Below are 19,463 nucleotides of genomic sequence, written 5' to 3'. Positions count from 1 at the left end.
ACGAGGTGATCTCTGGCGGATGTGATCCGACCAGCATTTATTTAAAGACTCATTTGCAATTTCTTAACATAAATTCCACACTCCGTCTCATCTGGTATGACCAGATCATATTGCTGGATTCAGGAGACTGACATGCTCTACAAAGGCGACACCCTGTACCTCGACTGGCGGGAAGACGGCATTGCCGAACTGGTATTTGATGCCCCCGGCTCGGTCAATAAGCTCGATACCGCAACCGTAGCCAGCCTCGGTGAAGCGCTGGACGTACTCGAAAAACAAAAAGATCTTAAAGGGCTGCTGCTGCGCTCTGAGAAAGCGGCCTTTATCGTTGGCGCGGATATCACCGAATTTCTTTCTCTGTTCCTGGTTCCCGAAGAACAGCTAAGCCAGTGGCTGCATTTCGCGAATAGCGTGTTTAATCGCCTGGAAGATTTGCCGGTTCCCACTATTTCCGCAGTTAACGGCTACGCGCTGGGCGGCGGCTGCGAATGCGTGCTGGCGACCGATTACCGTCTGGCGACGCCGGACCTGCGTATTGGACTCCCCGAGACAAAGCTCGGCATTATGCCGGGATTCGGCGGATCGGTACGTATGCCGAGGATGCTTGGCGCGGATAGCGCGCTGGAAATCATCGCCGCAGGTAAGGACGTTGGCGCTGAGCAAGCATTAAAAATTGGCCTTATCGACGGCGTGGTGGCGCAGGAGAAATTGGTCGGCGGCGCGGTAGCCATTCTGCGTCAGGCCATCAACGGTGACCTGGACTGGAAGGCGAAGCGCCAGCCGAAACTGGAGCCCCTTCACCTGAGCAAAATTGAAGCGACAATGAGCTTTACCATCGCTAAAGGGATGGTCGCGCAAACTGCCGGGAAACATTATCCGGCCCCGCTTACCGCCGTTAAAACCATCGAGGCTGCAGCACGTTTTGGCCGCGAAGAAGCGTTGAATCTGGAAAACAAAAGCTTTGTCCCGCTGGCGCACACCAACGAGGCGCGAGCGCTGGTAGGTATCTTCCTCAACGATCAGTACATCAAAGCAAAAGCGAAGAAGCTGACTAAAGGCGTCGAAACGCCAAAACGCGCAGCCGTGCTGGGCGCCGGAATTATGGGTGGCGGCATTGCTTATCAATCGGCGTGGAAAGGCGTGCCGGTGGTCATGAAAGATATCAACGACAAATCGCTGACCCTCGGCATGTCAGAAGCTGCAAAACTGCTGAATAAACAGCTTGAGCGCGGCAAAATCGACGGTCTCAAGATGGCTGGCGTCATTGCCACTATTCAGCCGACCCTGGATTACGCTGGCTTTGAGCGGGTAGACGTGGTGGTCGAAGCCGTGGTTGAGAATCCGAACGTGAAAAAAGCGGTGCTGGTGGAAACGGAAGATAAAGTACGTCCAGATACCGTACTGGCATCGAATACCTCCACCATTCCCATCAGCGAGCTGGCCAGCGTGCTGAAGCGCCCGGAAAATTTCTGCGGCATGCACTTTTTTAACCCGGTGCACCGGATGCCGCTGGTGGAAATCATTCGCGGTGAAAAAAGCTCGGATGAAACCATCGCCAAAGTCGTTGCCTGGGCCAGCAAAATGGGTAAAACGCCGATTGTGGTCAACGACTGTCCCGGTTTCTTTGTAAACCGCGTGCTGTTTCCCTACTTCGCCGGTTTTAGCCAGCTGCTGCGCGACGGCGCGGACTTCCGCAAAGTCGATAAAGTGATGGAGAAACAGTTTGGCTGGCCGATGGGCCCGGCCTACCTGCTTGACGTCGTTGGCATCGATACCGCCCATCACGCGCAGGCGGTCATGGCAGCGGGCTTCCCGCAGCGTATGCAAAAAGATTACCGCGACGCGATCGATTCTCTGTTCGACGCCAACCGCTTCGGCCAGAAAAACGGTCTTGGCTTCTGGCGTTATAAAGAAGACAGCAAAGGCAAGCCGAAGAAAGAAGAGGATGCCGCAGTCGATAGCCTGCTGGCAGAAGTCAGTCAGCCGAAACGCGATTTCAGCGATGAAGAGATTATCGCGCGCATGATGATCCCGATGGTCAACGAAGTGGTGCGCTGTCTCGAAGAGGGCATCATTGCCAGCCCGGCGGAAGCCGATATGGCGCTGGTTTACGGTCTCGGCTTCCCTCCGTTCCACGGCGGCGCGTTCCGCTGGCTGGATACGCTCGGCAGCGCAAAATATCTCGATATGGCGCAGCAGTATCAGCACCTGGGCCCGTTATATGCAGTGCCGGAAGGTCTGGCCAGCAAGGCACGTCATAACGAAGCGTACTATCCACCGGTTGAGCCTGCCCGTGCGCCAGGCGAGCTGAAAACGGCTTAAGGAGTCACAATGGAACAGGTTGTCATTGTCGATGCAGTTCGTACCCCGATGGGCCGTTCGAAGGGCGGCGCTTTTCGCCACGTGCGTGCGGAGGATCTCTCCGCACACCTGATGCGTAGCCTGCTTTCGCGCAATCCGTCTCTTGAGGCTAGCGCGATTGACGATATTTACTGGGGCTGCGTTCAGCAAACCCTTGAGCAGGGCTTCAACATTGCCCGCAACGCGGCGCTGCTGGCGGAAATCCCCCATTCGGTACCTGCTAATACGGTCAATCGGCTATGCGGTTCTTCCATGCAGGCGCTTCACGATGCGACGCGCATGATCATGACCGGCGATGCCAGCGTCTGCCTGATTGGCGGCGTTGAGCATATGGGCCACGTCCCGATGAGTCACGGCGTGGATTTCCATCCGGGACTGAGCCGCAACGTCGCTAAAGCCGCCGGCATGATGGGACTGACGGCAGAAATGCTGGCTCGCCTGCACGGCATCAGCCGGGAAATGCAGGATCAGTTCGCGGCCCGCTCACACGCTCGCGCCTGGGCCGCTACCCAATCCGGCGCGTTCAAGACAGAGATTATCCCGACCGGCGGTCACGATGCCGATGGCGTGCTGAAATCATACAACTATGATGAAGTTATTCGCCCGGAAACGACGGTAGAAGCGCTGGCCGCGCTAAGGCCAGCGTTCGATCCCGTCACCGGTACCGTGACGGCGGGAACCTCTTCTGCGCTTTCGGATGGCGCCGCAGCGATGCTGTTAATGAGCGAAAGCCGCGCCCGCGAGCTGGGTCTGAAGCCTCGCGCTCGCGTGCGTTCAATGGCGGTAGTCGGCTGCGATCCGTCAATTATGGGCTATGGCCCGGTTCCAGCGTCAAAACTGGCGCTGAAAAAGGCCGGTCTCTCGACCAGCGATATTGACGTATTCGAGATGAACGAGGCATTTGCCGCTCAGATCCTGCCGTGTATTAAAGATCTGGGACTGATGGAGCAGATAGACGAGAAGATCAACCTTAACGGCGGCGCGATCGCCCTGGGTCATCCGCTCGGCTGTTCCGGCGCGCGCATTAGCACCACGTTGATCAATCAAATGGAACGCAAAGATGCGCAGTTTGGTCTGGCGACCATGTGTATTGGTTTAGGTCAGGGCATCGCGACGGTATTCGAGCGGGTTTAATCAAAGAGTTATCTCAAAGCCATTGGTGCCAGAACAAAGCGGCAAGTGAATAAATCCCGATGAGCTTACATATAGTAAGTGCTTCGGGTGAATGAACGCAGCCAACGCAGTTTTGGTGACAATGGCGAATCGAAGAGTCGTCTCAAAGCCATTGGTGCCAGAACAAGGCGGCAAGTAAATGACTCCCGATGGGCTTAAATATAGTAAGTGCTTCGGGTGAATGAACGCAGCCAACGCAGCGATGGTGACAATGGCGAATCGAAGAGTCATCTCAAAGCCATTGGTGCCAGAACAAGGCGGCAAGTGAATAAATCCCGATGAGCTTACATATAGTAAGTGATTCGGGTGAATGAACGCAGCCAACGCAGTTATGGTGACAATGGCGAAGAGAGAGGGTTTAGTTGCCGTTCTTCCCGCCTGTCAGGGGCGGGTTTTTTATTTCTGCTATTCAGTTATTATCGCTACGTACGCAATAATTATTAAGGATAATAACGAGTTATGAGAATACCATCAATCATTTTCCTGCTAACTATATTTTCTGCCGCTGCACTCGCTGGTGAACGGGATATCGCTCAGTCATGCCATTCATGGGGCATCAGTAAAATGACGCAGAATCCTGCAAGCGATCGCCTAAAGCACCTGGCTATCACCGATATTAATATCGAACGATACGATGAACAGGTAGGCAGCCAGCATATCGCGACGCAGCTGACCGCCACGCTGGAAAAAGAAGGGAATATCGAGGGTAAAATGCTCTGTTTACTGGAAAACGATCGTCCGCTGTACGTTTACTTCAGCGATTCCCGATAAAAATAGCATCCGGGCCAAAACCCGAATGCTTTCAGGGCGGCTATCAGATAAACGCAAAGGCATCGCCAAACAGGCGATCTTCTCGTGCTCCGCGCTCGTTGCAGAACAGATCCCGGGCAATTTTCGCCATTTCGAAGCGGCCAGCAATATAAATATCATGCTCGCCCAGAGAACCGTAATCCTGCAGAACCGCCGTGAGCACCGTTCCGCTACGACCGCGCCATTCGGCTTCAGGCTGCTCAACAACGGGCTCCACGCGTAAACCTGGATGCTGCACGCTCAACGCTTCCAGCTCTGCCAAATCATAGAGATGCTTCGCTTCGCGTCCGCCCCAGTAGATGGCAATATCGCGGTTCGGATTGCGCGCCAGGGCGGTAAGCAGAATCGAGCGGACGTAAGAGAAGCCCGTTCCTCCGGCGATTAAAATCAGCGGACGTTCTTCATCTTCGCGCAGCCAGGCTTCGCCATGCGGCATATCGACCACGATTTCGCGCTCTTTCAGAATACGATCCATCACCGCCATCGCATACAGGTTAAGTTCAGATGCACCGATATGCAGTTCGATAAACTCCTGTTCCGACGGCATAGAAGCCATAGAGAATGGGCGTTTATCGCGCTCGTCCATCACGACCATCAGATACTGACCAGCACGGAAGGAAAACGCCGCTTCCGGCACTAATCGAACGCGATACACAGTATCGGTAATCGCCTCCACCGAGGTCACTTTACAGCTTAAGGTTGTCATGCGTCCCCTCTGTCGGGTCTATTGTGCAAAACAGCGGCGTAGCCCCGCTTACTGTTATTTGAAGATGGCCAGCTCATCCCAGATGGCGTCAACGCGCGCCGTCACCTCGGGATCTTTCTTAATCGGACGACCCCACTCGCGCTGGGTCTCACCAGGCCATTTATTTGTGGCATCCAGCCCCATTTTTGAACCCAAGCCGGAAACCGGCGAGGCAAAATCCAGATAATCAATTGGCGTATTTTCTACCAGTACCGTATCACGCGCCGGGTCCATACGGGTAGTAATCGCCCAAATCACGTCATTCCAGTCGCGTGCGTTGACATCATCATCGCAAACAATCACAAACTTGGTGTACATGAACTGACGGAGGAACGACCAGACGCCCATCATGACGCGTTTAGCATGTCCGGCGTATTGTTTCTTCATAGTGACCACTGCCATGCGGTAGGAGCAACCTTCAGGCGGCAAATAGAAATCAACAATTTCAGGAAACTGCTTTTGCAAAATGGGGACGAACACTTCGTTCAGCGCAACTCCCAGCACCGCAGGCTCATCAGGCGGGCGTCCGGTATAGGTCGAGTGATAAATCGCATCTTCACGCTGGGTAATGTGCGTAACGGTAAAGACCGGGAAGTTATCCACTTCATTGTAGTAGCCAGTATGGTCGCCATAGGGCCCTTCCGGTGCCATTTCCCCGGCCTCAATATACCCTTCCAGTACGATTTCCGCGCTGGCAGGCACTTCAAGATCGTTCGAGATACACTTCACGACTTCGGTTTTGGTTCCGCGTAGCAGCCCGGCAAATGCATATTCGGAGAGAGTATCCGGAACCGGCGTCACCGCGCCGAGGATCGTTGCCGGATCGGCTCCCAGCGCGACGGAGACCGGGAAACGCTCGCCAGGATGCGCTGCGCACCACTCCTGAAAGTCCAGCGCGCCGCCGCGATGCGATAGCCAGCGCATAATCAGCTTATTCTTGCCAATCAACTGCTGGCGATAAATACCCAAATTTTGCCGCTCTTTATGCGGGCCACGAGTGACCGTCAGCCCCCACGTGATAAGCGGCGCGGCATCTTCCGGCCAGCAGGTCATGATGGGAATGCGGGATAAATCAACATCGTCGCCCTGAATAATTTTCTGCTGACATGGCGCTCCGCGCAGACGCTTCGTCGGCATATTCAGTACCTGTTTAAACTGCGGCAGCTTATCAAACAGATCGCGGAAACCCTTTGGCGGCTCCGGCTCTTTCAGAAACGCCAGAAGCTTACCCACTTCGCGCAAAGAACTGACATCCTCCTGCCCCATCCCCAGCGCAACTCGCCGCGGCGTGCCGAAGAGATTACATAACACCGGCATGGAGTAGCCCTTAGGATTTTCAAAGAGCAAGGCCGGCCCGCCGGCACGCAAAGTACGGTCGGCAATTTCGGTAATTTCCAGGTGAGGATCGACCGGCAGGGAAATCCGTTTCAATTCCCCCTGCTGCTCCAGTAATGTCAGAAATTCGCGTAGATCGTGGTATTTCATGGAGTTGTTATTGACCTCTATACAGGCGGCTGATTATACGGCGTTCGCCGGAGCTATGCTGTATTTTTGTTAAATTAGCGTGAAAGAACGCCGAAATTTTGTTTTCACCCGCAATGATTTCGCGATCGTACCGGGCTTTTGTTATGCTTGCAGCAAGTAGCATTGGAAAGAGTCATTATGCAAGCCTGGTACTTACTTTATTGCAAACGTGGGCAGCTCGAACGCGCCCAGGAACATCTCGAACGGCAGGCGGTTAATTGCCTGATGCCAACGATCGAACTGGAAAAAATCGTCCGCGGTAAACGCGCGATGGTTAGCGAGCCCCTGTTCCCAAACTATCTATTTATCGAGTTCGATCCGGAAGTGATTCATACCACAACCATCAGCGCAACGCGCGGTGTGAACAGCTTTGTGCGCTTCGGCGCGATGCCCGCTATCGTACCATCCACCGTCATCCATCAGCTCTCCATCTATAAACCGGAAGGTATTACCGACCCGGAGACGCCGCATGAAGGCGACAGCGTGCTGATAACCGATGGCGCGTTCGAAGGTCTGCAGGCTATCTTCACCGAACCGGATGGTGAAGCCCGCTCGATGCTGCTGCTGAACCTGCTTAACAAGCAGGTACTACAGAGCGTTAAAAATACTGACTTTTATAAAATCTGACGGCGCTTAAAAGCGCACGTCAAAGAGTCTTCTGACGTTAGCATCAGTAACCTCTTCCAGCCACTGTGCCTCTTCCCCACGCCATTGCGCGATACTGGTCAGTATATGCGGTAAATACACAGGCTCATTACGGCGGGAAGAGGGTTTTGGATGCATGTCCCGCGGTAGCAAATACGGCGCATCGGTCTCAATCAGCAGGCGTTCGGCCGGGATATCGCCCAGTAATTCTCGCAGCGCCAGCCCCCGACGCTCATCGCATACCCAGCCGGTAATGCCAATATATAGACCGTGGTCCACGCATTCGCGCATCTCTTCGCGGCTACCCGTAAAGCAGTGCACCACGGCTCCGGGGAGTTTATCAAGCCAGGGGATAAGCAGATCCAGGAAGCGCTCGTGCGCATCGCGGCAATGCAAAAATACCGGCATCGACAGTTCCGCAGCCAGCGCCAGCTGGGCACTGAACGCCGCTTCTTGTTCCTGAGGCGTTGAAAAGTTGCGATTAAAATCCAGCCCGCACTCACCCACCGCAACGACCTCTGGTTCACGGGCCAGCGTATAAATCTCTGCTGCGACAGAGTCGTTCCAGCTGCTGCTGTCATGGGGATGCACTCCGACGGTTGACCAGCATCCGGAATAACGGCGCGCCATCTTCTGCGCCTGAGCGCTTTCATGCAGGTTGGTACCCGTTAACAGCATTCCGGAGACTCCCGCCGCCTGAGCACGGGAAACAACCTCATCGCGATCGCGTGAAAACTGAGAACTGGTCAGATTTACGCCAATATCAAACATCATCACCCCCATACAACAACCGCCCTGACGGGCGGTTGAGCTTATTCTTCTTTGCCCTGCGCCTCTTCGGCTGCGGCATCCTCGTCACGCGTCAGACGTTTACCGGAGTAGAATCGCGCAAAGAAGACTCCGACCTCAAACAGACAGTACATCGGAATCGCCAGCAGGGTTTGCGAGAACACATCCGGCGGCGTCAGCAGCATCCCGACAACGAATGCGCCAACCAGCACATAAGGACGCTTCTTGCGCAGATCGTCCGGAGTTGTTACGCCCATCCAGCACAGCAGCACGATCGCCACGGGGACCTCGAACGAGACGCCAAATGCGATAAACAGCGCCATGACGAAGTCAAGGTAGCTGCGTATATCAGTAGAGACCTGTACGCCCTCCGGCGCCGCGTGGGTCAGAAAACCAAACGCCAGCGGGAAAACCACAAAGTAAGCAAAAGCCATACCGATGTAGAACAGCAGGGTACTGGATACCAGCAGCGGCATAACCAGCCGACGTTCATGTTTGTACAGCGCAGGCGCCACAAAGGCCCATACCTGATACAAAATAACCGGCACCGACAAAATTATCGATACCATGAACGTCAGCTTGATCGGAGTGAAGAAAGGTGAGGCCACATCCGTAGCGATCATCGTCGCACCTACCGGCATCTGCCGAATAAGCGGTGCGGAGACCAGCTGATAGATATCGTTGGCGAAATACACCAATGCCAGGAAGATCACCAGAATAGCAAGCATGCTGTTGATCAAGCGCTTGCGCAGCTCGATCAGATGCGCAATTAGCGGTTGAGTATCATCTACGGCCATTTTTACTGTTTATCACTCGATACAGGGGAGGAGGGCTCAGAAACTGGCACGGCAACTTTTGCTTTCGCTGCCGGAATATCAGTCTGCGAAGCGGGGAACTCTTCAGCTACGTTTTCAGGAGCATAAGCCGGCGCGCTGGCCTGATGTTCAGCCGTTGCGGGCGTCACGTCCTTGCGCTGCTCTTCACTCCCTTTTACAACCGGGTTATGAATGGTGTTGGCTTCATCGCTGGCTTTTTCAGGATCGTGGACTGAATAAGAGCGTTTCATAGATTCCGCCGCTTCCCGTAGCTCATCCATTGAAGCTTTTAGCTCCGGCGTCAGATTATCCAGGCTGGCTTTTTCCACCTTTTTAAGGCTTTCCTGAAACTCCTGCAGTTTTAATTCCTGCGTTATTTCATTTTGCACGGTAGCAGCCAGAGACCGCAGCGTACGGATCCAGCTAACTACCGTTTTTACCGCAACCGGTAGTCGCTGTGGCCCCAAAACGATAAGGCCAATCACGAATACCAGCAGCAGCTCACTAAAACCGATATCGAACACGAATTACACCTGCTCTTTGTCGTGACGTTTAGTCTCGTCTTTATTTGCTTCATCCGGCTTGTCGGCAAGAGTCTTCGCCGCGAAATCTGCATCCGGTGCGGATTTTTCCGGTTTATCATCATCGCTCATGGCCTTTTTAAAGCCTTTAATTGACGCCCCTAAGTCCGAACCGAGCGAGCTCAGCTTTTTTGTCCCAAAAAGCAGAACCACGATGACGACAACAATGAGTAACTGCCAAATACTGATACCACCCATACACATTCCCCTATGACAGATGATGAATTATTAGGACGCATTATATACAGTCATACTTCAAGTTGCATATGCGTTGGCTGCGCTTGCTTGCCGCCTTGATGAAACCTGAATTATATATGTCTACACGTAATGCGCAGTGATAAAGGCGACGGCTATCAGTTAGTCTTTCGCCAACCGATAAGCCAGGTTACGACGCCAGCGGCCATCAGCCAGCCCGGCATCAAGCCCCACTCCGGGCGGTGGATAAACAACAGCGTACCACTCAGCAATAAAACCGCGCCTATACCAAAAAGATAGCGGGATTGGCCCTGACGCACGTTTCGTACATGGATGTCCCGCACAATGGTATCAACGCTATTCTGCAGCTGCTTACTTTGCTGCAGGCTCTGGTACACCAGCTCCGGTATTTCCGGCATTCTCTCAATCCAGAACGGCGCTTTTTCTTTAAACGCACGCACCAGAGCCGGAATGCCGACCTGCTCTTTAATCCACGACTCAAGAAACGGTTTCGCCGTTTTCCACAAGTCTAACTGAGGATAGAGCTGGCGACCTACTCCTTCTACGTAAAGTAATGTCTTCTGCAGCAGAACCAGCTGCGGCTGCACTTCCATATTGAAGCGTCGCGCGGTGTTGAACAGGTTCAGCAAAACATGACCAAACGAGATTTCCGCCAGCGGCTTTTCAAAAATAGGCTCACAGACGGTACGAATAGCGAATTCAAACTCTTCAACATTCGTATCCGCGGGTACCCAGCCGGAATCGACGTGCAGTTCCGCAACTTTACGGTAATCGCGGTTGAAGAAAGCAATGAAGTTTTCCGCCAGATAACGCTTATCTTCTTTATTCAGCGAGCCGACAATACCACAGTCAATGCCGATGTACTGCGGATCCTCCGGATGGTTATAGCTGACAAAAATATTGCCAGGATGCATATCGGCATGGAAGAAACTGTCGCGGAAAACCTGGGTGAAGAAGACCTGTACGCCGCGCTCGGCCAGCAGCTTCATATTGGTTCCCTGCGCCTCAAGTGCGGCGACGTCGGAAACCGGGATCCCGTAAATTCGCTCCATTACCATCATGCCTTCGCTGCAGTAGTCCGAGTAGACTTCAGGGACATACAGCATCGGGCTATCTTCAAAATTGCGTCGAAGCTGAATAGCGTTAGCCGATTCACGCAGCAGGTTGAGCTCATCCAGCAGCGTTTTTTCATATTCGCGAACCACTTCCTGCGGACGAAGGCGGCGGCCGTCCGGCAGCAGACGCGGCACCCAGCGAGCAAGGCGGTAGATAAGCTTCATATCCGCTTTGATAATGGGCATGATATCCGGGCGGATCACCTTAATGACCACCTCTTTACCGTTCTCTTTCAGGCGCGCGGTATGAACCTGGGCGATGGAAGCGGAAGCGAGCGGTTCAACGGAGAAATCATCAAACCAGGCTTCTACCGGCAGACCGCCCATAGCTTGCTCTATTTGCTTTTTTGCCTGCAGACCGTCAAAAGGTGCGACGCGATCCTGCAACATGGCCAGCTGATCGGCAATGTGGGGCGGAAAGAGGTCACGACGGGTCGAGAGCATCTGACCAAACTTAATCCATACCGGCCCCAGTTCCTGCAGTGCAAGGCGTAGTCTCTCGCCCAGCGGTCGGCTCTTATGGCGGTTTGGCATCCAGAACAGCATTCGCCGCCAGATCCGCAGCGGCAGCGTAATGCGCATTTTAGGGATGAGCTCATCAAGCCCATAGCTCAAAAAGGTGTGGATGATGAAATACAGGCGCCGTAATTCTCCTGGCGTCATTTGCCCTCCAGCGTTTCCAGCCGTTTTTCCAGCGCCATCAGGGTTCGTTCCACGGCAGCGGTTTCCTCAGCAAACCAGGCCAGCTCCAACGGACCCGGCGCCAGACGCCATTCTTCGGTAATCGCTTCCGCGACATAGCGCTGCTGACGCCGAGCGCCATGCACAAGAAAGCGGGTGCCGCTGCGGAATACTTTACTGAAACCTTCCGCAACCACATCGCCGGCATACGGGGCCAGTAGTTCAGCCGGATCGAACTCCGCCAGATCGCAGAGCGTGACGGTATTTTGCACTACCTGCAGGTCGCCCTGTACTTCAAGATCGCCGCTGCGAATCAACGCAGTAAGCTGCTGACGATTGCGCAACTGCGGAAGCACGCTAAGGCGGGTACGCACGGTGCAATCAGCCTCACCTTCCCACGCGCCCAGCACATCCACCTGGCGCTCGCTAAAAACCAGCACTACCGGCTCGGAAAGCTCCTGCAACTCGACGCGCAGCACTTTCCCCAGCAGACGCTGGCGGGCGGGTTTAAGCGCCCGATCCCGCCAGAGGAAAGCGTTCAGGACCGTCTCAATACCGGCGGTAACCAGTGGTTTGAAAGGCATAGCGTCCCTCCTGTCAGAACTTGTAACCACGGTGTAGAGCAACGATGCCTGCCGTCAGGTTGTAGTAGTCGACGCTTTCAAAGCCTGCGTCCTGCATCATACCTTTCAGGGTGTCCTGATCGGGGTGCATTCGGATAGATTCTGCAAGATAGCGATAGCTTTCGGCATCTTTCGCCACGAGTTCACCCACGCGCGGCAGAATATGGAAAGAATAGGCATCGTAGGCTTTGCTGAGCGGCTCAATAATTGGTTTGGAGAATTCCAGCACCAGCAGGCGGCCACCGGGTTTTAGTACGCGATACATGGAACGCAGCGCTTTTTCTTTATCAGTCACGTTACGCAGACCAAAAGAAATAGTAATGCAATCAAAGGTATTGTCCGCAAAAGGCAGCGCTTCAGCGTTAGCCTGGACGTATTCCACGTTGCCAACGATACCAATGTTGCGCAGCTTCTCACGGCCCATTTTCAGCATCGAGTCGTTGATATCCGCCAGCATCACGCGGCCGGTTTCACCCACCAGGCGAGAGAATTTCGCCGTCAGATCGCCAGTACCACCAGCCAGATCCAACACGGTTTGCCCACGGCGCACACCGCTGCAATCGATGGTGAAACGCTTCCACAAACGATGAATACCGAACGACATCAGGTCGTTCATTACGTCATATTTTGCGGCCACAGAATGAAATACATGCGCCACCATGTCAGCCTTCTGCTCTTTGGCGACAGTCTGAAAGCCAAAATGCGTCGTTTCTTGTGAATCCTCAACCATCTCAATGCCTGCTTGCTTATCAAGAAAATGTTCGTTGAGTGTAACAGGTTTAGCGCACTTCCCATACGCTTCAACGCGGTTGAGGGCGGTTGTCATACGCGGTAGTCGCCGCGCTATCGGACGAAAAACCGTTATCTTCTGGTTGGTTATCATCGTTCGCAAGCAAGTATTCCTCATCCTGTGCCGTTGCCTGTTCAACCAGGTCAGGATTAATTCCACGTTTAACCTCTACGCCGAGGCCGCGGAACGATTCCGCCTGTACCAGCAGATTACCGCGCCCGGAGACGAGCTTTTTCATTGCCTGACGGTAATTATCCTGAGCTTTATCGAGGCCCTGACCAATAGCGGACATATCGTCGACAAACAAACGCATCTTGTCGTACAGCCGCCCCGCTCTTTCGGCAATTTTTTGCGCGTTACGGCTCTGGTGCTCATAGCGCCAGAGATTGGCGATAGTTCGCAGCGCCACCAGCAGCGTGGTCGGACTCACCAGCATGATGTTGTTCTTCAACGCTTCGCTAATTAGCTCCGGCTGACGATCGATGGCCAGCAGAAAAGCCGGCTCTACCGGAATAAACATCAAAACGTAGTCCAGCGAGCGTAAGCCCGGTAGCTGCTGATAGTCTTTACGCCCCAGCAAACGCATATGGTTGCGCACGGAAGCAATATGCTCCTGCAGCGCCGCTTCACAGGTGTAGTCATCATCTGCGTTGAAGTAACGCTCATAAGCTACCAGGGTCATCTTGGCATCGATAACTACATCTTTCCCCTGCGGTAAACGGACAATCACATCAGGCTGCATCCGCGAACGGTTTTCCGTTTCAATGCTCACCTGGGTTTGATACTCATGGCCCTCCCGCAGCCCTGATGCTTCCAGTACGCGGGTCAACACCACCTCGCCCCAGTTGCCCTGGGTTTTGTTATCGCCTTTGAGCGCGCGGGTCAGATTTAGCGCTTCCTGGGCCATCTGCGCATTTAGCTGCTGAAGATTGCGGATTTCATGGGCCAGAGTATGGCGCTCACGCGCTTCCTGGCCAAAGCTATCCTGTACCTGGCGGCGAAAGCCATCCAGCTGCTCGCGAAGCGGCGTCAGCAGCCCGTGCAGGCTCTGGCGGTTCTGCTCGTCCACCCGGCGATTACTGTGCTCAAAAATACGGTTTGCCAGGTTCTCAAACTGCTCGCTAAGCCGCTGTTCGCTGTTAACCATCTGGCGGATTTTATCTTCAGCGTGCAGCTGAGTGGATTCAAGACGGGTGGTCACTTCGCGGAGATCGGCTTCCAGCGAGGCGTTAATATCGCGCAGACTGCGCAGCTCGTTGTTGAGCAGTTCACACTCTTCGCGCCAGTGGGACTCCTGTACCAGGCGTTGGCGGGTGGCGCTCAGCTCAATATCCAGTTCGCGCCGCTCTTCGATGAGATCGGCGCGAATTTGATCGGCATGCGCTTTAGTTGCCAGCCAGCCGACGATCAGACCTATGGCCAGCGCCACAACGGCACTTATAACAATTGAGATATCCACAACGCCCCCTGCGGCAACGACTTACGGCACAAAATAGAATTGTGCTGTACAAACGTCCAGTTGGAAAGGGTTTTCCTGCGAGGCGCTACGCAAAAAAGAAGGGCCGGAGAATCCGACCCTTATACGAAGAGAGAATAATTACAGCAGGCGGCGCGCCGCTTCCACGACGATTTTCACCGCGTGGCTTTCGGTTTGCTTCATGGTTTCCGCGTTCGGAATTTCCTGCTGGGTACGGTTTACAATAACCCCGGCAACCATACCGGCGCGCAGGCCCTGGCTGGCGCACATGGTCAGCAGGGTGGCGGATTCCATTTCATAGTTCATCACGCCCATCGACTGCCACTCTTCCATTGAACCTTTAAAGCGCCTAACCACGCGACCGGAGAAAGTGTCGTAACGTTCCTGGCCCGGATAGAAGGTGTCAGAAGAAGCGGTAACGCCGATATGGGTGGTAGCGCCGATAGATTTCGCCGCTTCAACCAGCGCGGTTGTACATTCAAAATCAGCCACCGCCGGGAACTCCATTGGCGCAAAGTGCAGACTGGCGCCGTCAAGGCGAACCGATGCCGTCGTCACCAGTACATCGCCAACATTAATGTGCGGTTGAATAGCGCCGGTGGTACCAATACGCAGGAAGGTACGGATGCCCAGCTGGGCCAGCTCTTCCACGGCGATAGAAGTCGATGGGCCGCCGATACCGGTAGAGCAGACAATCACTGCTTTACCATCCAGCTCAGCGCGCCAGGTAGTGAATTCTCGATGAGATGCCAGTTTAACCGGCTTATCCATCAGCGCGGCGATCTTTTCCACACGCTCCGGATCGCCAGGGACGATAGCCAGCGTAGCCCCTTGTAAATCGTTTTTGGTGAGGCCGAGATGAAAAACATCAGACTTGGACATAAGAAACTCCTCTGTGGGTCGAATTGTCAGCAGAAGCAAAACGGTACTTTACAGAAGCTGTCGCCTTTATTTTGTGACTACAGTCACCATGAATGAAACTCATTGCAATGACTTTCCATTAAATAGTGATAAAAATCACATTAATAAGTTAAATCGCCGAACTCTGAACAAAAGATAGCCTGTTTCGGGCACTGTGTTTTGTTAACGTCCTGTCCAGAGCAGCTATAGTTATTGCTGCGCTAATACATTAAGGGTACGGAGAATACCATGACGACAATTAAGCAAACCGGCTTCGCACCTGCAGCCACGCCGCACGCCTCAACTGCCGTTCACACATCAGATGAGAACATCATCTCCGGAGAGACATCAATCCCCTCTCAGGGAGATAACATGCCGGCATTTCATGCCCGTCCGGGCAACGTTGACGGACCTCTGCCGGTGGTTATCGTAGTCCAGGAAATTTTCGGCGTGCATGAACATATTCGCGACATATGCCGCCGTCTGGCGAAGGAGGGATATCTGGCTGTCGCGCCAGAGCTGTACTTCCGCCAGGGCGATCCTAATGATTACAGCGACATTCCTTCCCTGTTCCAGGGACTGGTCAAAACAGTGCCAGACTCTCAGGTCCTGGCCGACCTCGATCATGTCGCCAGCTGGGCCGCCCGACACGGCGGTGATGCCCATCGCCTGCTCATTACCGGCTTCTGCTGGGGTGGACGTATTACCTGGCTCTACGCCGCGCACAATCCGCAGCTAAAAGCGGCTGTCGCCTGGTACGGCAGGCTGGTTGGTGAAAAAACGCTGAATTCACCCAAGCATCCGGTCGACATTGCCGTCGATCTGAACGCGCCAGTGTTAGGGCTTTATGGCGCAAAAGATGACAGTATTCCACAGGACACAATAGAAACCATGCGCCAGGCGCTGCGTGCGGCCAACGCCACGGCGGAAATCGTGGTCTATCCCCAGGCCGACCACGCCTTTAACGCTGACTATCGCGCCAGCTATCATGAAGAATCGGCGAAAGACGGCTGGCAGCGAATGCTGGCGTGGTTTGCCCAGTATGGCGGTAAGCGCGGCTAAAGATCAGCTATTGCCGAGATGGCGGCTGACCATCCCGGCAATAGTCCCGTCCGCTATCCATGAAGACAGGTAGCGGCAAATAAACTCATAGTGCTGCGGCGCGTTGCGCGGCACGCATACCGCCTGTTGTATCTGGCTGAAGCTGTCGGGCAGAACGCGAAACTGCGGATTTTCCTGCGCCGCTTTCTCCAGAGGCTGGCGAATGCCGGCAGCCATATCGCCTTCGCCGTTGATGAATGCCTGAATAGCTTCCTGAGAGGTAGCGTACTGGCGCATCGTCGCATGTTTTAGCGTGCGAATCAGATACAGCTCGTAGGCCGCACCTTTACCAACGTTAATCACTACACCCTCCCGATCCATCTCCTGAACCGACTGGATCTTGCTGGCTTTTTTAACCATCAGCGAACTTTCGATAGTGATGTAGGGCGGCGTGAAGCGAAGCTTATCTTCCCGCGCCGGGTCGATAGCCAGAAAAGCGATATCCCATTGATCCCGTAACGCCGCATCAACCACCTGCCCGGCAGTCGGCCAGGTGACAAATCGTGCCTCACGTTGACTCTCTGCCGCCAGCTTGTTCGCCAGCTCAACGGTTATCCCTCCCGGAGAGCCATCCGGCAGAAGTGTCGCGAGAACCGGGTTGCCCAGGTTAATGGCAAAACGCAAATATCCCTTTCGATCGTTATATTTAGTCATCATTTACCTCCGAAGAGCGACATTCGCCCGATTCAGGAAACGCTTAACTGTAGCTAAAGAGATCCTTCCTGGGCAAACTCAAGACACAGGATCGCGACTTGTTGGTTAGACGTTCTTAATGCTCTTCTGTTTACCCCTTCCCACCACTCTCCATCAGGCCTGGCGTAGGTTCTGCGCAGCTTTGACCATATTGGCCAGCGCGGCGCGGGTTTCCGGCCAGCCGCGCGTTTTCAGACCGCAGTCCGGGTTTACCCACAGGCGCTCTGCCGGAATACGCTGCGCGGCCTTCTTCAGCAACGCTTCTATCCACTCGACGCTCGGGACGTTTGGCGAATGAATATCGTACACTCCCGGCCCGATTTCATTCGGGTAGTCGAACTCTTCAAACGACTCCAGCAGCTCCATATCAGAACGCGAGGTTTCGATGGTGATCACATCGGCATCCAGCGCGGCGATGGAGTCCATGATGTCGTTGAACTCGCAATAACACATGTGGGTGTGGATCTGCGTGTCGTCTTTCGCCACCGCAGCGTTGATACGAAAAGCTTCCACGCCCCACGCCAGGTAAGCATCCCAATCGCTGCGCTTCAGCGGCAGGCCTTCGCGCAGCGCCGGTTCGTCAATCTGGATAATGCCAATACCGGCCGCTTCCAGATCGGCCACTTCATCGCGCAGCGCAAGGGCTATCTGCTTCGCAATGGTTTCACGGCTGACATCTTCACGCGGAAAGGACCAGCAGAGAATGGTCACCGGGCCGGTCAACATGCCTTTTACCGGTTTATCGGTCAGCGACTGGGCGTATTTTGCCCACTCAACGGTGATCGCCTCCGGGCGGCTGACGTCACCAATCACCACCGGCGGCTTAACACAGCGGGAACCGTAGCTCTGCACCCAGCCGTTTTGCGTGAAAATAAAGCCGTCCAGATGTTCGCCGAAGTATTCTACCATATCGTTACGCTCGGCTTCACCATGAACCAGCACGTCCAGCCCCAGCCGCTCCTGCTCAACGATCGCCTGCTTAATATGTTCAGCGATGCCGGTACGGTAGCGGTTAGCGTCGAGATTACCCTTTTTGAAATCCAGACGCAGGCCGCGGATCTCAGTGGTCTGCGGGAATGAACCGATGGTGGTGGTCGGCCAGGCCGGAAGCTTAAAGCGCGCTCGCTGGGCGGCTGCGCGAACCTCGTAGGCGCTCGTGCGCTGGCTGTCCTGAGCGGTGATCGCCGCCAGGCGTTGCTCTACCGCCGCGTTATGTACGCGGGTTGAATGGCGACGGGCCTGGATCGGCGCGCTCCATTCGGCAATCGCAGCGGTAACGCCGCTGTTCAGCGCATCGCGCAGCAGCGCCAGTTCCTGGCATTTTTGCAGGGCGAAGGCAAACCAGCTCTTCACTTCGGCATCAAGCCGCGTTTCCACGCTCAAATCGATCGGGCTGTGCAGCAGGGAGCAGGAAGAGGCGACCCACAGCTCGCGTTTGCCGACAATCCCTTTAACCTGCGCGTATTTTTCGCTCAGATCGGCGCGCCAGACGTTGCGACCGTTGATCAGGCCCGCGGAGAGCAGCCAGTCGGCAGGCAGGCGCTTATGCAGTTCGGCGACATCATCCTGGCCATGGACCAGATCCACATGCAAACCCTGCACCGGCAGCGCGGTAATGGTGTCGAGGTTATCGGTAATGCCTTCAAAGTAGGTGGTCAGCAGCAGCTTAACCTCGCCGTTAAGCGCCTCATAAGCCGGTTTGAAAGCCTCCAGCCACGCCTGCGGCAGCTCAAGCACCAGCGCAGGTTCATCAATCTGTACCCACTCAATGCCGCGTTTTGCCAGCTCTGCCAGTACCTGCCGATAAACCGGCAGAATATCGTTCAGCAGGCTCAGACGATCGAACGGCTCACCTTTTACTTTACCGAGCCACAGATAGGTGACTGGCCCAAGCAGGACGGGCTTCACTTTGTGGCCCAGCGCCAGCGCTTCGTCCACCTCATCCAGCAGCTGTCTCCAGCTCAGTTTAAACTGCTGGCCTTTCACGAATTCCGGCACCATGTAGTGGTAGTTGGTATTAAACCATTTGGTCATTTCCGCCGCCGCAGCCGGTTCGCCGGTCGGCGCACGGCCGCGGCCAATGCGGAACAAAGTATCGATATCGACGGAGCCGTCTTTGTTCTGATGACGAGCCGGCACGTTGCCCAGTAGCAAGCTGGTAGTCAGAACATGGTCGTACCAGGCGAAATCGCCTACCGGCAGCAGGTCAACGCCGGCCTGCTTCTGCTGCTGCCAGTGACGAGCGCGCAGCTCGCGGCCGACAGCCAGCAGCTCTTCGCGGCTGGTCTTACCCGCCCAGTAGCTCTCTTGCGCTTTCTTTAGCTCGCGACGCAGGCCAACGCGAGGGAAACCGAGGGTGTGGTTAATAATTGTCATTTTTTGAGCCTCATAATTGCAATCCGAAAGATTTCGGATTTAGGGAAG

The 19,463-nt window shown here is 54.7% G+C and carries 18 protein-coding genes; 5 read left to right on the top strand and 13 right to left on the bottom strand.

The annotated features are described in order from the left end of the window. Nucleotides 1-132: 132 nt before the first annotated feature. The 3 genes from fadB (at nucleotide 133) to GJ746_RS01185 (ending at nucleotide 4,305) form a co-directional block, all read left to right on the top strand. Nucleotides 133-2,322 carry a fatty acid oxidation complex subunit alpha FadB gene (fadB, locus tag GJ746_RS01195; protein ID WP_154678577.1) on the top strand — a complete coding sequence of 730 codons (2,190 nt, stop codon included), beginning with the start codon at nucleotides 133-135 and terminating at the stop codon, nucleotides 2,320-2,322. Nucleotides 2,323-2,331: 9 nt separating this feature from the next. Further along, nucleotides 2,332-3,495: an acetyl-CoA C-acyltransferase FadA gene (fadA, locus tag GJ746_RS01190; protein ID WP_154678576.1), complete on the top strand. Its 1,164-nt coding sequence runs from the start codon at nucleotides 2,332-2,334 to the stop codon at nucleotides 3,493-3,495. Between the two features lie 603 nt (nucleotides 3,496-4,098). Next, the gene (locus GJ746_RS01185) at nucleotides 4,099-4,305 is read left to right on the top strand and encodes a hypothetical protein (RefSeq protein ID WP_227852733.1); all 207 of its coding nucleotides are present in this window, start codon (nucleotides 4,099-4,101) and stop codon (nucleotides 4,303-4,305) included. Nucleotides 4,306-4,348: 43 nt separating this feature from the next. Here GJ746_RS01185 and fre read toward each other — a convergent pair whose 3' ends face one another. Then, on the bottom strand, nucleotides 4,349-5,050 hold the full coding sequence (gene fre, locus GJ746_RS01180) for an NAD(P)H-flavin reductase (RefSeq protein ID WP_154678574.1): 702 nt from the start codon (nucleotides 5,048-5,050) through the stop codon (nucleotides 4,349-4,351). 54 nt (nucleotides 5,051-5,104) lie between these two features. Beyond that, on the bottom strand, nucleotides 5,105-6,574 hold the full coding sequence (gene ubiD, locus GJ746_RS01175) for a 4-hydroxy-3-polyprenylbenzoate decarboxylase (protein ID WP_154678573.1): 1,470 nt from the start codon (nucleotides 6,572-6,574) through the stop codon (nucleotides 5,105-5,107). Between the two features lie 177 nt (nucleotides 6,575-6,751). Between ubiD and rfaH the strand changes: the two genes are divergently transcribed. Next, nucleotides 6,752-7,240, top strand: coding sequence for a transcription/translation regulatory transformer protein RfaH (gene rfaH / locus GJ746_RS01170; RefSeq protein WP_154678572.1), 489 nt, complete (start codon nucleotides 6,752-6,754; stop codon nucleotides 7,238-7,240). A gap of 6 nt (nucleotides 7,241-7,246) precedes the next feature. On the opposite strand, the gene tatD is transcribed toward rfaH, so the two are convergent. The 9 genes from tatD to udp all read right to left on the bottom strand — a co-directional run bounded on the left by tatD (nucleotide 7,247) and on the right by udp (nucleotide 15,227). After that, nucleotides 7,247-8,041, bottom strand: a complete 795-nt coding sequence (tatD, locus tag GJ746_RS01165; protein WP_195908782.1) for a 3'-5' ssDNA/RNA exonuclease TatD — start codon at nucleotides 8,039-8,041, stop codon at nucleotides 7,247-7,249. A 29-nt stretch (nucleotides 8,042-8,070) separates the two neighbouring features. Next, entirely contained in the window at nucleotides 8,071-8,844 is a 774-nt protein-coding gene (gene tatC, locus GJ746_RS01160) for a Sec-independent protein translocase subunit TatC (protein ID WP_154678571.1), read from the bottom strand. Between the two features lie 2 nt (nucleotides 8,845-8,846). Then, complete coding sequence (tatB, locus tag GJ746_RS01155; protein WP_154678570.1) at nucleotides 8,847-9,386, bottom strand: Sec-independent protein translocase protein TatB; 540 nt, start codon at nucleotides 9,384-9,386, stop codon at nucleotides 8,847-8,849. A 3-nt stretch (nucleotides 9,387-9,389) separates the two neighbouring features. Continuing rightward, a complete protein-coding gene (gene tatA, locus GJ746_RS01150) occupies nucleotides 9,390-9,641 on the bottom strand; it encodes a Sec-independent protein translocase subunit TatA (protein WP_154678569.1) in 252 nt (83 codons plus the stop codon). A gap of 155 nt (nucleotides 9,642-9,796) precedes the next feature. After that, a complete protein-coding gene (ubiB, locus tag GJ746_RS01145; protein ID WP_154678568.1) occupies nucleotides 9,797-11,437 on the bottom strand; it encodes a ubiquinone biosynthesis regulatory protein kinase UbiB in 1,641 nt (546 codons plus the stop codon). Beyond that, a complete protein-coding gene (gene ubiJ, locus GJ746_RS01140) occupies nucleotides 11,434-12,039 on the bottom strand; it encodes a ubiquinone biosynthesis protein UbiJ (RefSeq protein ID WP_154678567.1) in 606 nt (201 codons plus the stop codon). Before ubiJ ends, ubiB begins: the two co-directional genes overlap by 4 nt. A 13-nt stretch (nucleotides 12,040-12,052) precedes the next feature. After that, on the bottom strand, nucleotides 12,053-12,808 hold the full coding sequence (gene ubiE / locus GJ746_RS01135; protein WP_004097585.1) for a bifunctional demethylmenaquinone methyltransferase/2-methoxy-6-polyprenyl-1,4-benzoquinol methylase UbiE: 756 nt from the start codon (nucleotides 12,806-12,808) through the stop codon (nucleotides 12,053-12,055). 70 nt (nucleotides 12,809-12,878) lie between these two features. Then, complete coding sequence (gene rmuC, locus GJ746_RS01130; RefSeq protein WP_154678566.1) at nucleotides 12,879-14,327, bottom strand: DNA recombination protein RmuC; 1,449 nt, start codon at nucleotides 14,325-14,327, stop codon at nucleotides 12,879-12,881. A 138-nt stretch (nucleotides 14,328-14,465) separates the two neighbouring features. Continuing rightward, nucleotides 14,466-15,227, bottom strand: a complete 762-nt coding sequence (udp, locus tag GJ746_RS01125; protein ID WP_154678565.1) for a uridine phosphorylase — start codon at nucleotides 15,225-15,227, stop codon at nucleotides 14,466-14,468. Between the two features lie 267 nt (nucleotides 15,228-15,494). Between udp and GJ746_RS01120 the strand changes: the two genes are divergently transcribed. Next, nucleotides 15,495-16,307 carry a dienelactone hydrolase family protein gene (locus GJ746_RS01120; RefSeq protein WP_154678564.1) on the top strand — a complete coding sequence of 271 codons (813 nt, stop codon included), beginning with the start codon at nucleotides 15,495-15,497 and terminating at the stop codon, nucleotides 16,305-16,307. Between the two features lie 3 nt (nucleotides 16,308-16,310). On the opposite strand, the gene GJ746_RS01115 is transcribed toward GJ746_RS01120, so the two are convergent. Together GJ746_RS01115 and metE are read right to left on the bottom strand one after the other, a co-directional pair. Beyond that, nucleotides 16,311-17,000 (bottom strand): transporter substrate-binding domain-containing protein, encoded by a 690-nt coding sequence (locus GJ746_RS01115; protein WP_154682613.1) that lies wholly within the window; start codon nucleotides 16,998-17,000, stop codon nucleotides 16,311-16,313. Nucleotides 17,001-17,153: 153 nt separating this feature from the next. Beyond that, nucleotides 17,154-19,415 carry a 5-methyltetrahydropteroyltriglutamate--homocysteine S-methyltransferase gene (metE, locus tag GJ746_RS01110; protein WP_154678563.1) on the bottom strand — a complete coding sequence of 754 codons (2,262 nt, stop codon included), beginning with the start codon at nucleotides 19,413-19,415 and terminating at the stop codon, nucleotides 17,154-17,156. Between the last annotated feature and the right edge of the window lie 48 nt (nucleotides 19,416-19,463).

Source organism: Klebsiella oxytoca (genome assembly GCF_009707385.1).
GTDB lineage: Bacteria > Pseudomonadota > Gammaproteobacteria > Enterobacterales > Enterobacteriaceae > Klebsiella > Klebsiella oxytoca_C.
This window is presented reverse-complemented; position numbering and strand designations above follow the sequence as displayed.

Excerpts from the sequence above, each read along its gene's own strand:
- fadB (WP_154678577.1), top strand. The coding sequence starts at position 133 with ATGCTCTACAAAGGCGACACCCTGTACCTCGACTGGCGGGAAGACGGC.
- fadA (WP_154678576.1), top strand. The coding sequence starts at position 2,332 with ATGGAACAGGTTGTCATTGTCGATGCAGTTCGTACCCCGATGGGCCGT.
- GJ746_RS01185 (WP_227852733.1), top strand. The coding sequence starts at position 4,099 with ATGACGCAGAATCCTGCAAGCGATCGCCTAAAGCACCTGGCTATCACC.
- fre (WP_154678574.1), bottom strand. The coding sequence starts at position 5,050 with ATGACAACCTTAAGCTGTAAAGTGACCTCGGTGGAGGCGATTACCGAT.
- ubiD (WP_154678573.1), bottom strand. The coding sequence starts at position 6,574 with ATGAAATACCACGATCTACGCGAATTTCTGACATTACTGGAGCAGCAG.
- rfaH (WP_154678572.1), top strand. The coding sequence starts at position 6,752 with ATGCAAGCCTGGTACTTACTTTATTGCAAACGTGGGCAGCTCGAACGC.
- tatD (WP_195908782.1), bottom strand. The coding sequence starts at position 8,041 with ATGGGGGTGATGATGTTTGATATTGGCGTAAATCTGACCAGTTCTCAG.
- tatC (WP_154678571.1), bottom strand. The coding sequence starts at position 8,844 with ATGGCCGTAGATGATACTCAACCGCTAATTGCGCATCTGATCGAGCTG.
- tatA (WP_154678569.1), bottom strand. The coding sequence starts at position 9,641 with ATGGGTGGTATCAGTATTTGGCAGTTACTCATTGTTGTCGTCATCGTG.
- ubiB (WP_154678568.1), bottom strand. The coding sequence starts at position 11,437 with ATGACGCCAGGAGAATTACGGCGCCTGTATTTCATCATCCACACCTTT.
- ubiJ (WP_154678567.1), bottom strand. The coding sequence starts at position 12,039 with ATGCCTTTCAAACCACTGGTTACCGCCGGTATTGAGACGGTCCTGAAC.
- ubiE (WP_004097585.1), bottom strand. The coding sequence starts at position 12,808 with ATGGTTGAGGATTCACAAGAAACGACGCATTTTGGCTTTCAGACTGTC.
- udp (WP_154678565.1), bottom strand. The coding sequence starts at position 15,227 with ATGTCCAAGTCTGATGTTTTTCATCTCGGCCTCACCAAAAACGATTTA.
- GJ746_RS01120 (WP_154678564.1), top strand. The coding sequence starts at position 15,495 with ATGACGACAATTAAGCAAACCGGCTTCGCACCTGCAGCCACGCCGCAC.
- GJ746_RS01115 (WP_154682613.1), bottom strand. The coding sequence starts at position 17,000 with ATGACTAAATATAACGATCGAAAGGGATATTTGCGTTTTGCCATTAAC.
- metE (WP_154678563.1), bottom strand. The coding sequence starts at position 19,415 with ATGACAATTATTAACCACACCCTCGGTTTCCCTCGCGTTGGCCTGCGT.